Below are 12,750 nucleotides of genomic sequence, written 5' to 3' on the forward strand. Positions count from 1 at the left end.
AGTTCATTCCTTTTTGTTGTAGGTGCGAAGCACCATAGTGAATATTGACTATCAAGACTTTCGAATCGTCCTGCGAGTTTTACATGGAGGCATGCTGCATGGAAGCAAAGCATGGCATTTAGAAAAAACAGGAAAATGTTACTGACGACGATGGCGGTATGTGGCAGGCCATAAGCACAGGATCTCAAACATGTGGCGCGCGGCATATAGGAAAAATCCCCAGTGTCCTCATTTCGGTGTAAGAAGAACGAAGGGGACTGATCACTGCTGGCGGATAGGGGAGTTTTTGGGTAAAAACAATCCAGCACTGCCCCCTAGTAAAGCTGTGCTGGATCATTTCAAAAGATATTGGAGTGTAGGCCACAAAAATAGGAGCCTGGTAATATTAATATCAGTTTTCGACTCTTGTGTCAAAGAGATTTGATTCAAAAAGTCTGTTGTAGCCAAGCCAGCCCGGATCAGTTGCGTTCTCTCTGATCTCTTTGAAGGTCTCCATCTTGGCATCTGTGTCGTCGGCCATGTTAAGTGCTACAGCTTCCATAAGTACCGGCTTTTTGGGTGAACCGTACTCAAGCTGGCCATGGTGAGCAAGTATGCAGTGCTCGAGCTCCTGATCAAGAAGAACAGGGAAGCCATCAATCTTGCTAACAAGATCATGTATCATCTGAGCACCAATTACGATGTGACCCATGAAGTTACCACAGTCTGTGTAGTCATTTTCAGGGAATGCAGAAAGTTCCCTTGTCTTACCTATATCGTGACAGATAGCAGCTGTAACAAGGAGGTCATGGTTAAGTATCGGATAAGATTTGCAGTAGTATTCGCAAAGCTTTGCGACACTTAAGGTATGCTCTAAAAGACCACCAATAAAGCCGTGATGAACAGATTTTGCAGCAGAAGATTTACGGAATGCTGCAACAAAATCCTTGTCTTCAACAAAAAGCATTTCAAGGATTCTGTGAAGATACTGATTCTTTACACCTGCAATAAGACCAAGAAGTTCTTTGAACATCTCGTCATTGTCTTTAGAGGAGACAGGCATATAAAGTGAAGGATCATATTCACCTTCTCTGCATATGCGGGCCCTTTTGATATTGACCTGAAGCATACCGTTAAAGCTTGTTGCTTCTCCGCATACTTCTATAAAGTCCTTTGATTCAAAATCATCGATTCCTGCACTGTTAGGATCCCATACCTTAGCATCTACACATCCTGTCTTGTCCTGAAGGATGACGTTGTCATAAGGTTTTCCATTTTTAGTAGTGGCAGGTGTTTTGCTCTTGCAAAAGTATATGTCCTGAATCCTGTCACCAGGTCTTAAGTCTTTAATAAATTTCATAAAAAAATACCTTTCCAAAATTCGGAATATGCCCGAACCATAAGTAATAATAATATTCCGTTAATGGCAAGTCAATTGTAAGAAATGCTGATTTGTAATTAACTTATATTTGGCAATTTACTAACTATCCTGATCTATTGCGGATTTGATATTAACTGCACAAAGTAATTAAATCGTAAGAGGTAAGTAGTTTAATACTTACTCTGAAGGAGAGGATTCAAGTGTTGCAGAAAGTGTCAATTCTGTATAGTCATCTGGAGTCTGGCGCATAACTGTTATTGAGATCGTATCGCCAGATGCTCTTGCATATAAAAGGCTAAGGAGCTGACTATATGAAGTTACTTCCTCACCGTCGATCTCTGTTATTATATCTCCGCTTTGAAGACCGCTGTCCATTGCAGGTGAGCCTGTTTCTATCTTGCTGATGTATACTCCTGTTGGGAGACTGCCATCTTCTGTCAGATATGATGGAATATCACTTGCATGTATTCCAAGATATGGAGGAACTATTCCGTTAGAAAGGTTCTGTATAAGAGTCTTAACATCAGATATTCCTATCGCGGATACCAGATTTTCAAGGCCTTCTTCGTTATAGGACATATCGATAACGCCTATTACCTGTCCGCTTAAGTTTATAATAAATCCGCTTGCAAGAGGACTTGCATAGATATCTGTAGTCATGAGTGTGTACTTACTGTCAGTAAGGTCTAGAACACGTCCTGTAGATGTGATCATGCCGTAGCTAAGGGAATTGGGTGTTCCTGTAGGAGAACCCACAGCAATAACAGGAGTTCCCAGAAGATTTGATGACAGAGAAGTTCCAAGCGTTGCAGCTTCTATAACATCTGTTGTTTCTGAAGGAATATCGGTATTTGATACGCTTATGATGCCAAGTCCTGTTATGTAGTCTGAAGCCTTGATCTGTGCTGTTACGGATTGCTCATCATAAAAGGTTACCATTATGCTTTGTGCATCACTTAGACTGCTACTGTTTGCAAGTATCAGAGTCTCAGTATCTGTTATGGCTACTATAAGTCCTGAAGTAGAAGCTTCTTTGACAAAAGAGTCATTGATAAAATCAGTTCCTTGTGTTGCGGCTGTTACTGTTACTACGGATATTTCTGCACTGTCTGCCACTTCTTTTAGTGATTCATAAATAGTTGCATAGTCGGCAGAGGTAAGGCTAAGTGAGCTAAGTGCAGCTGCAATCTCTTTTTCGGCAGCTTCTGTGACACTTTCGTTGACTGATGCCTGGGCGCTTGCAGCATCTGCAGCGGCCTTTTCTTCTTCGCTTGCAATAAGGTCTTCACGCTGTATCTCATCGCTTACAGTTTCTTTGGGAAAAGATACTGCGGTCTGAGCCTTATCTGAAGAACCCAGTTGATTACTAAGAAGAGGCTGAAGCAAAAGGAATGTGCAGCATGCTACAATTCCGAATATGATAGCCATTACTATTGTGATGATAGTACGTCTTAAAAGTTTCTTGGAATTGATGGGACGGGATTTTATTTTTTCCCGCATAAAATCAGTATTTGCAAGCGGCTGACCTTCATCGTCGGTAGCCTCTTTGCTTTTGCCTGTTGTGTCAGGCTTTTTGGAATCCAGATCTGCCATAAGGACCCTCCCGGTATGTATGATCTAAGCTTTTGATTATCTAAAATGCAGTGTCCAAAGAGAAATTATACAGCTATATTACAGGCTCTTTGAAAGCACGGCTTTACTTAAACGAAACGCACATCTGGTGCCAGTTTCGTGAGAATATCTATATTTTACCACATTTATTAATAAGTTTAAAAACTTGCCGCAGGGCGGTGGTTACGATATTATAGAATATGGTGATAAATTGGGGAAAGTATAAAATAACGCAAGAATCAAAATCATTTCGATCTGAGCCTGACTTGGACCGAATATGAATTTACATTATTAAGAGTTTTAAAGGCAATATAAGTTATGAATGAGAAAGTTTTAAAAGTACTTGAGTACGACAAAATTATAAGCATGCTAGTTGATCATGCAGGTTCAGAGCCGGGTAGAAAGCTTTGCAGAGAGCTTTTGCCAATGACGGATATGGATGAGATAACAAAGGCACAGACACATACATCTGATGCCATAGCCAGAATATTTCAAAAGGGTTCAACATCTTTTGGCTCAAATACAGATGTTTCAGGATATGTAAGAGCACTTAAAATTGGAGCATCACTTGATGCTGCAGCTCTTTTAAAAATTGCATCGATGCTTGAAAATGTTTCAAGGATCAAAAATTATGGAAGACGTGATAAGGAAGAGTCTCCTTCTGATTCACTTACAGACATGTTCGATGGACTTGAGCCACTTACTCCTATATCCAAGGAGATAAGAAGATGTATCATCTCAGAAGATGAGATCGCTTCTGATGCTAGTCCCGCGCTTGCACATGTAAGACGCAGCATAGCTCTTACAGGTGATCGTATACATGATAAGCTCAGTTCCATGGTCAATGGATCCATGCACAGCTATCTTCAGGACAATGTTATAACGATGCGTGATGACAGATACTGTCTGCCGGTTCGTTCTGAATACAAGTCGCAGGTATCCGGTATTGTTCATGATCAGTCATCATCAGGATCAACTCTTTTTATAGAACCTCAGGCTATTGTAGAACTCAACAATAAGCTTCGCGAGTTCATGCTTGAAGAGCAAAAAGAGATCGAGAAGATCCTTGCTGATCTTTCAATGCAGGCAGGTGAATATACACAGGCTATTTCAGATAATGCAAAGCTTATGACGGAGCTTGATTTTATTTTTGCAAAGGCATCTCTTGCCCTTTCTATGAATGCAACAACTCCGATCATGAAAAAGGATCATAGCTTTAATATTAGAAAAGGACGCCATCCTCTTATTGATAAGAACAAGGTTGTTCCTATTGATGTGTACTGCGGCGGTGATTTTAACATGCTTATAATCACTGGCCCTAACACAGGTGGTAAGACTGTAACCTTAAAGACAGTGGGTCTTCTGACTCTCATGGGACAGTCAGGACTTGCCATACCTGCAGGTGACAGATCTGAGCTTTCAATATTTAATGAAGTTTATGCTGATATAGGTGATGAGCAGTCAATAGAGCAGTCTCTTTCTACCTTCTCATCACATATGACTAATGAAGTTAAGATACTTAACGAGGCCAATGAAGATTCACTTTGCCTTTTCGATGAGCTTGGTGCGGGAACTGATCCTACAGAGGGTGCTGCTCTTGCAATATCAATCCTTAACGATCTTCATGAACGCGGCATAACAACTATGGCTACAACTCACTATGCTGAGCTTAAGGTTTATGCCCTTTCCACAGAAGGCGTCAGGAATGCAAGCTGCGAGTTTGATGTTTCAACTCTAAGACCTACTTACAGACTCCTTATCGGAGTTCCGGGTAAGTCCAATGCTTTTGCAATATCATCAAAACTTGGACTTCCTGACAGGATCATAGAAGCTGCTAAGAAGCAGATAGACAGTGATGATAAGCGTTTTGAAGATCTTCTTTCTGACCTTGAAAAAAATCGTGTACTTGCCGAGAAGGAACGTACACTTGCAGAAAGGTACAGATTAGAGCTTTCAGAGCTTAAAAAGACTTATGAGAAGAAATCCGATAAGCTTGATACAACTCGAGAGGAAATCTTAAGAAGAGCTAATGAGGAAGCAAGAGATATTCTTGCAGATGCAAAGAAGGTTGCTGACGAAACCATAAAGAACTTCCGTAAAGCCGGCAAAGATGCCGGAATACAGGAGCTCGACAGAGAAAGGTCAAAGCTTAATAAGCATATTTCTGACAAGAATCAGAAGCTTTCAGCAGCAGGAAGTGATAAGGACAAGGGTCATAAGATACTTAAAGAAAGTCAGATACGTCTTGGAGATTCAGTTAAGATCGTATCTATGGGACTTAAAGGTACAGTATCCACCATGCCTGATAAGGGCGGCAATATGTTCGTTCAGTGCGGAATCATCCGTACCAAAACTAATATTCGTGACATAGTCCTTGTTGCTGATGAAGAAGAGAAGAAGATCAATAAAAAGTTCAAGATGGATGCGTCTACTTTTGAAAATAACAGATCACAGGGAAGAAAGCTTGATCTGTCCAAGGGACGTGACATACACCATGAAGTAAACCTTATCGGTATGAACTCAGATGATGCCATTCATGAAATGGAGCAGTATCTGGACCAGGCTTATATGTCTCATCTTCCAAGCGTCAGAGTCGTACACGGCAAGGGAACAGGTATATTAAGACAGGCCGTTCAGCAGAGGCTTCGCCAGATACCATACGTCAAGAGCTTCAAGCTTGGAGAATACGGTGAAGGCGATTCTGGTGTAACTATAGTAACATTTAAGTAAGAAAAGGTAGCCAAGAAAGGCTCTTATAGCGTAATTACAAGGGAGAATGAAATGGTTAACAAACAGAAAATATTGATTGTAGATGACGACAGCAATATTGCAGAACTCATATCTCTTTATCTGGTAAAAGAGTGTTATGAAACTCAGATTGCCGGTGATGGAGAGACGGCTCTTGAAATGTTCAAAAGCTTTCAGCCTGATCTGATACTTCTTGATCTTATGCTTCCGGGAATTGACGGATATGCTGTTTGCAGAGAGATAAGAGCCAAGTCTCAGGTTCCTATCATCATGCTGTCAGCAAAAGGTGAAGTATTCGATAAGGTTCTTGGACTTGAGATGGGTGCAGATGATTATATGGAGAAGCCCTTTGATTCCAAGGAGCTTGTAGCAAGAGCCAAGGCTGTACTTAGAAGGACCAGAATGGCTCCTCCTGAAAAAGAAGAAACTGATGATAAGGTAGTAAGTTATCCTGATCTTGAGATCAATATGACCAATTATTCCGTAACCTATAAAGGTCAGCGTGTTGAGATGCCGCCTAAGGAACTTGAGCTTTTGTACTTCCTTGCAGCATCACCCAATCACGTATTTACACGTGAACAGCTCCTTGACCAGATATGGGGCTATGAATATATTGGTGACACACGTACAGTAGATGTACATATCAAGCGTCTTCGTGAGAAGATCAAGGATCATGAAAAGTGGAAGATTGCTACTATCTGGGGTATTGGCTACAAATTCGAAAGCGTTTAAAGAAGAGAATAATAGATGAAGCGTACTATCTATTTTAAATTTTTAATTGCATATGTATTGTTCGCTGTGTTCGGATTTATAGCTGTAGCTACTGTCATATCTAATATGACAATGGAATTCTGCAGAAGATCAAGAGCAGAGAAGCTCTATTCTGAGGCGACTCAGATAGCTAACACTTATGCGACAGACCTTTATAATAGTGATACTACGATTTCAACAGTTCAATCTCAGCTTACTGATCTGTCAAGATATATGCAGTCAACAATATGGATCATTAACCCGTCAGGAAGACTTGTAATTGATTCAAGCAGAGTCCTTGATGAAAATGCAGAAGTTGTAGTTGATGGATTTGATCCTACAGTTACAGGAAGTACTTATTACACAGTGGGAGATTTCTTTGGAACCTTCCAGGAAGAAGAGCTTTCTGTATTTGCTCCAATTACTGCTAATTACAAGGTTAGAGCCTATGTAGTAATACATACTCCTATGAGTGCTATAAAGGCAGATGCTAATGAGCTTTTGAATATCTCGTATCTTCTGCTTATAATACTGTTCCTTCTTTCAGGTATCATTCTGATATTTTTTACAGAGCTTGTATATATACCTCTTAGGAAGGTTACGACAGCTACAGAGCAGTATGCATCCGGCAATATGGATTATAAGTTCACCCTGGAATCTGATGATGAGATAGGATATCTGGGTGCGGCTGTATCTTATATGGCAGGAGAGATCGCAAGATCAGAAGAGGACCAGCGCAAGTTTATAGCCAATGTATCCCATGACTTCAGGTCTCCGCTTACATCCATAAGAGGATATCTTCAGGCTATGATAGACGGAACTATTCCGCCCGAAATGCATGAACATTATCTTCAGGTTGTACTTAATGAAACAGACAGACTTACAAAGCTTACCAATGGACTTCTGACTCTCAACAATATCGGAAGCGGCATGATGCTTGAAAAAGCTGAGTTTGATATTAATAAAGTCATAAGAGATACTGCAGCTACCTTTGAAGGAACCTGCAGATCCAAAATGATAGCAATAGAACTTGTTCTTACAGATGAACAGATGATCGTACTTGCTGATATGGGCAAGATCCAGCAGGTTCTTTATAATCTTATGGATAATGCCATAAAGTTCAGTCATAATGATTCTGTGATCAAGATAGAAACAACTGAGAAGAAAAACAAGATATTTGTTTCAGTTAAGGATTCCGGAATAGGAATTCCTAAAGAAGATCAGAAGATGGTCTTTGAACGATTTTATAAATCCGACCTTTCACGAGGCAAGGATAAAAAAGGTACGGGACTTGGTCTTTCTATAGTCAAAGAGATAATTAAGGCACACGGCGAAAACATTAATGTCATAAGTACTGTTGGAGTTGGAACTGAATTTGTTTTTTCCCTGCCTAAGGCAAAGGTGATGGACGAAGATGTAATGTAGTCTTTGGGCAAATAGAGATGATCTGGGTAAGAGGTTTATATGAAGGATAAGAATATGGGCAGAATCTATAAAAAGGATGATCTGCTCACAGTAGAAATTACAGATATAGGAAATGACGGAGAGGGTATAGGCAAGATAGATGGCTATACTCTCTTTATTAAAGATGCGGTAATTGGAGACAGAGTTAAGGCTAAGATCATGAAAGCCAAGAAAAATTATGCTTATGCCCACCTTGAAGAAGTAATAAGGCCTTCAGATGACAGGGTTATACCAAAATGTCCTATTGCAAGGCAGTGCGGCGGATGCCAGATCCAGAACATGTCTTATGAGAGCCAGCTTAGATTCAAGCAAAGCAAAGTTAGGAATAATATCATAAGACTTGGCGGATTTGATGAAGCTTTTGTTGACAGTATCATGGAACCCATTATAGGAATGGATGAGCCATTTGCATATAGAAATAAAGCTCAGTTCCCTGTTGGCAAAGATAAAAACGGAAAGATCGTAACAGGATTCTATGCGGGTCATTCCCATAATATAATCCCTAATACTGATTGTATGATCGGTGTCTCTGACAACAAGGCTATCCTTGAAACAATAATCTCACATATGGAGAAATACCACATTGAGCCTTACGATGAAGTATCCGGTAAGGGGCTTGTCAGACATATCCTTATCAGAAAAGGCTTTGTAAGTAAGGAACTGATGGTATGCCTTGTTATCAACTATAATAAAAAATCTAAAAATGATATATATATTAAAAATCAGGATGAGCTTATATCAAGGCTTTCAGCTGTAGATGGAATGACCAGTATATCTGTTAGTATCAACACGGAAAAGACCAATGTAATAATGGGAACCGAAATTATTACATTATGGGGAAGTGATACTATCAAGGACACATTATGCGGACTTCAGTTCAATATTTCGCCCTTGTCATTTTATCAGGTTAATCCAATTCAGACAGAGAAGCTCTACGGACAGGCTATAGAATACGCACAGCTTTCAGGCAATGAAACTGTATGGGATCTGTACTGCGGAATAGGTACGATAACTCTGTCTATGTCCCAAAAAGCCGGGAAGGTATATGGCATAGAGATAATCCCTCAGGCAATTGATGATGCCAATGAAAATGCTATAAGAAATAATATTACAAATGCAAAATTCTATGTAGGAAAAGCCGAGGAAGTACTTCCTGATCTGTATGTAAAAGAGGGAATCTATGCAGATGTTATCTGTATTGATCCACCAAGAAAAGGTTGTGATATAGCAGCTCTTGAAACCATGCTCAAGATGGCTCCCAAAAGGATCGTATATGTAAGCTGTGACAGTGCAACACTGGCAAGAGATTTAAGGATCCTCTGCGATGGAGGCTATAAGCTGGAACACATACGTCCTTGCGATATGTTCCCGATGAGCGTTCATGTGGAGACGGTCTGCTTATTGTCCAAACTTCATTAGGCTAAGCACCATATCAACGTAAAGGTGGATATGGATGAACTGGACCTGACAAGTGCAGAAGCCAAGGCTACATACAAGGAGATCCAGGACTGGGTGCAGGAGAAGTACGGAGTTAATGTGACAAATTTGAATATTGCTCAGGTAAAGCAGAAGCATGGGATCATCGAGCGGGAAAACTATAATAAACCTAAATCTGAGGATAGTAAACAGCCGGGATGCCCGGAGGAGAATCTTAAGGCGATAGAAGATGCCATGAGGTATTTTCAGATGATATAGATATATAGGGAGAATCGATACGAAAATGTTATATGAATTAACCGATACCTCAAGAGCGGCATGTCTTTTTGAAGACTGGCAGGAAACGCTGATCTATTCCTGTTTGCAGAAAGTGATGGGAAAAGTCTTTGTGACGGATCTTAAGTGTCCAAAGTCTGCAATGGCTTATGTTGGATGCTTCGCTTTTTATGCGGGAGAACCCGACAGGGAATTTGTGATCAATAAACCTGAAGGCTTTGTTATCATGGTGCCACAGAATAGAGCGTGGGAAGCCTGCATTGAAGAGTGCTTTCCTACGGCAAAGAAGATAACCAGGTACGCCATCAAAAAGGATACTTGTTTTGATAAAGTTATGTTGAGAAACATGCTGGCAAAGCTGCCTGTCGGATATGAGATGAAAGAGATCGATGAGATAACCTACGACTTGTGCCTTCCTGATCCGGTGACAAGGGATTTTGTTTCATCATTTAAAAGTAAGGATAATTTTTTGGCACTCGGGCGGGGAATGGTGATTATGAAATCCGGCCGGATCGTAGCCGGGGCTTCTTCCTATACCAGATACAACGAAGGAATCGAGATAGAGGTTGATACGGTAGAGGAAGAACGCAGAAAAGGTCTTGCAACAATCGCGAGTGCTGCATTGATCTTACGCTGTCTTGATGAAGGATTATATCCGAGCTGGGATGCCCAGAATATGAAATCAGTTCGTCTGGCAGAAAAGCCTGGATATGAATTTGATCATGAATATACCGCATATGAAGTGTTCGGAGAAGATCGGACGCATTGATTCGGACAAAAGTCCATGTGGCTGGAATCCCTGAAGGAGTTCAAAGCATAACAAATCTTACATAGGCTTTTCAATTTTTATAATATTTGTCAATCGGCCACGCATTGCGAAGCCGAGCATATTATGATATATTGTTCTTATCAAAACGCAATGCGAGGAGGATTTTATGGATACAGCAAAATTTATAAAAGAATTGCGGGAAAGTACAGGGATGTCACGTAAAGAGTTTTCGGAGCATACGGGTATCCCTGTTCGTACTTTGGAAGACTGGGAAGCAGGTCGAAGAACTCCTCCGGAATATATCCCGAGGCTGTTGGCATATCAGATAAAATTTGAGGGGATTTTTGCTGAAAAAAAGAAAACAAAAAATAAGATTGACATTGTTACTGATCCGGACGGGAACAAAATAGTCTTGATTAATGATATTTTATTTAAGTCAAGAAGATCGATTAATTGGGATGACATAGAACAGATATTAATGCACTATATCGGGGAATACTATGAGATTGCCGAAACTGCAGAAAAGATATATATAGGATCAGATTTTCCAGATGAGTTTACACATTCAAAATATACAAAAGCTATTAGAGGTGCAAATGAGAAGGCAAAGGCTAATGTGATAACTGCAGTTGGTGAATTAATCCAAATTTCAGATAAGAAGGCAGAATTCCCGGACTATGGCAACCGTCATGGGAATAAAGCAAAAAACGGATGTGTAAGTAACCAGATTGAAACAATCCACAAATAGTCCGGAGAAAGAGGTTTATTATGAAAGTGGAAATGGATCAGGCTTGATGCAAGAGGAAATAAAGAAGGTGTAAGTGCTGATTTTTCGACAGATGAAGAGATACTTGCTTTTGAAATAAAGAGTGAAGGTGAAATAGATTATCATGACAATCATTCCTATCCGGCCAATGGGTTGATGAAAGTTTTGGAAGAAAACACAGATGCGATAGACATGTATCTTCATCATTTGCCGGACCGGCTAAGCTACAGCACTGCATATAAGATCGCCACACCTGATGATATGGAACTGATGATGAGCAGTCGCCTTGAAATGCTTAAGGTGGTAAATGACCTGGATGATAAATATGAGTATCATGAGGAGATTGTAAACAGCATCAGAGAGTATTTTGAAAAAGGGGATCATACAACGGTGCTTGTGGTATAGACCTTTGGAAACGGAACGGACAGAGTATGCTGAAAATGAATTACGTGACCGGGGAGATTTCTGTTGTGATGACAAATATGGATCCCCGTGTAGATCAGACTGAGTCCGGAGTAGAACAGCTTTGAAGGTATTAAGGGTATGAAATGATAATAGAAACAGAAAGACTCCTGCTCAGGGAGTATACAATGGATGATTTTGACGCCCTGTATGAAATCATGTCGGATACCGAAACAATGCAGCATTACCCGGCACCGTTTGATGAAGCAAGGACCGGACGATGGATCGAATGGAATCTGGAGAACTATGCCCGGTACGGATTTGGCTGTGGGCGGTTGTCTTAAAAGAAACCGGGGAATTCATCGGAGACTGCGGCATTACCATACAGAATATTGACGGAGAAAAACTGCCGGAGATCGGATACCATATTCACAAAAAATACTGGAGACATGGCTATGCCAAAGAAGCCGCGAAAGCCGTCAGAGATTGGGCTTTTGAGAATACGGATTATCCGTCACTGTATTCATACTGCAAATATACGAATGAGGCATCATACAAAACCGCAGAAGCGATAGGCATGCATTTTGATAAAGAGTATCCTGATGAGGCAAACAAGATCACGCACGTTTCCGTGATCCATAGAGCAGCAACAGGAAAGACCGATGAAGGATGGAAATAATAATGAAGGATCTTAAAACAAAGCAGTTTCAAATATTAACAGACATAGATCTGGCATGGAAACTCATGACAGATGTTTACGATCATGAGGAAACCAACGGGCATGCCGCCCCGTTTTTCGAGTATGCGATCATCAGTTCATGGCTTGATAAGGATTACCTCAGATTAAACCGGTTCTGGATGGACGGCAGTCTCCCGGTGGCTTTTGTGTTTTATGAACAGCCTGTAACATCAACCTATTTTGTGTTAAGACCGGGATATGAATTTCTTGCGGCGGAGATGATTGAATATGCCGAAACTGCATATCCGAAGTTTGAGGAGCCTCGGGAACTGATCTTCTCGAGCGGCCAGACGGCACTTATTGAAGAAGCAAAAAAACGCGGTTACCGCGTGGAGTACGAAGAGACTGACAGAATATTTGATCTTCGGGAGGGAAAACTGGATTACAAGCTGCCGGAAGGATATCATTTTGTGGATGCGAAGAATTCC

At 40.7% G+C, this 12,750-nt stretch carries 13 protein-coding genes; 11 read left to right on the plus strand and 2 right to left on the minus strand.

The features are described 5' to 3' along the window. Nucleotides 1–391: 391 nt before the first annotated feature. Complete coding sequence (locus K6G87_RS14015) at nucleotides 392–1,339, minus strand: 3'-5' exoribonuclease YhaM family protein (RefSeq protein ID WP_296838565.1); 948 nt, start codon at nucleotides 1,337–1,339, stop codon at nucleotides 392–394. Between the two features lie 198 nt (nucleotides 1,340–1,537). Continuing rightward, the gene (locus tag K6G87_RS14020) at nucleotides 1,538–2,953 is read right to left on the minus strand and encodes a S1C family serine protease (protein ID WP_296838567.1); all 1,416 of its coding nucleotides are present in this window, start codon (nucleotides 2,951–2,953) and stop codon (nucleotides 1,538–1,540) included. A 336-nt stretch (nucleotides 2,954–3,289) separates the two neighbouring features. On the opposite strand from K6G87_RS14020, the gene K6G87_RS14025 reads away from it, so the two are divergent. From K6G87_RS14025 to K6G87_RS14075, 11 genes are all read left to right on the plus strand, one after another. Then, on the plus strand, nucleotides 3,290–5,701 hold the full coding sequence (locus tag K6G87_RS14025) for an endonuclease MutS2 (RefSeq protein ID WP_296838569.1): 2,412 nt from the start codon (nucleotides 3,290–3,292) through the stop codon (nucleotides 5,699–5,701). Between the two features lie 51 nt (nucleotides 5,702–5,752). Next, a complete protein-coding gene (locus tag K6G87_RS14030) occupies nucleotides 5,753–6,451 on the plus strand; it encodes a response regulator transcription factor (protein ID WP_296838571.1) in 699 nt (232 codons plus the stop codon). 15 nt (nucleotides 6,452–6,466) lie between these two features. Beyond that, a complete protein-coding gene (locus K6G87_RS14035; protein ID WP_296838574.1) occupies nucleotides 6,467–7,894 on the plus strand; it encodes a HAMP domain-containing sensor histidine kinase in 1,428 nt (475 codons plus the stop codon). A gap of 39 nt (nucleotides 7,895–7,933) precedes the next feature. Then, on the plus strand, nucleotides 7,934–9,352 hold the full coding sequence (gene rlmD, locus K6G87_RS14040) for a 23S rRNA (uracil(1939)-C(5))-methyltransferase RlmD (RefSeq protein ID WP_296838575.1): 1,419 nt from the start codon (nucleotides 7,934–7,936) through the stop codon (nucleotides 9,350–9,352). A gap of 30 nt (nucleotides 9,353–9,382) precedes the next feature. After that, nucleotides 9,383–9,628, plus strand: a complete 246-nt coding sequence (locus K6G87_RS14045; RefSeq protein ID WP_296838578.1) for a 23S rRNA methyltransferase — start codon at nucleotides 9,383–9,385, stop codon at nucleotides 9,626–9,628. Nucleotides 9,629–9,653: 25 nt separating this feature from the next. Beyond that, a complete protein-coding gene (locus K6G87_RS14050) occupies nucleotides 9,654–10,415 on the plus strand; it encodes a GNAT family N-acetyltransferase (RefSeq protein ID WP_296838579.1) in 762 nt (253 codons plus the stop codon). 166 nt (nucleotides 10,416–10,581) lie between these two features. Beyond that, complete coding sequence (locus tag K6G87_RS14055; RefSeq protein ID WP_296838581.1) at nucleotides 10,582–11,163, plus strand: helix-turn-helix domain-containing protein; 582 nt, start codon at nucleotides 10,582–10,584, stop codon at nucleotides 11,161–11,163. Between the two features lie 183 nt (nucleotides 11,164–11,346). Beyond that, nucleotides 11,347–11,586 (plus strand): hypothetical protein, encoded by a 240-nt coding sequence (locus K6G87_RS14060; protein ID WP_296838583.1) that lies wholly within the window; start codon nucleotides 11,347–11,349, stop codon nucleotides 11,584–11,586. Nucleotides 11,587–11,801: 215 nt separating this feature from the next. Further along, nucleotides 11,802–11,927, plus strand: coding sequence for a hypothetical protein (locus K6G87_RS19965; RefSeq protein WP_296838589.1), 126 nt, complete (start codon nucleotides 11,802–11,804; stop codon nucleotides 11,925–11,927). Then, a complete protein-coding gene (locus tag K6G87_RS14070) occupies nucleotides 11,873–12,262 on the plus strand; it encodes a GNAT family N-acetyltransferase (protein WP_296838585.1) in 390 nt (129 codons plus the stop codon). The genes K6G87_RS19965 and K6G87_RS14070 overlap by 55 nt, the downstream gene beginning before the upstream one ends. 2 nt (nucleotides 12,263–12,264) lie before the next feature. Beyond that, nucleotides 12,265–12,750: hypothetical protein (locus tag K6G87_RS14075; RefSeq protein ID WP_296838588.1), on the plus strand; the 486-nt coding region annotated here is incomplete at its 3' end.

Source organism: Butyrivibrio sp. (assembly GCF_024699075.1).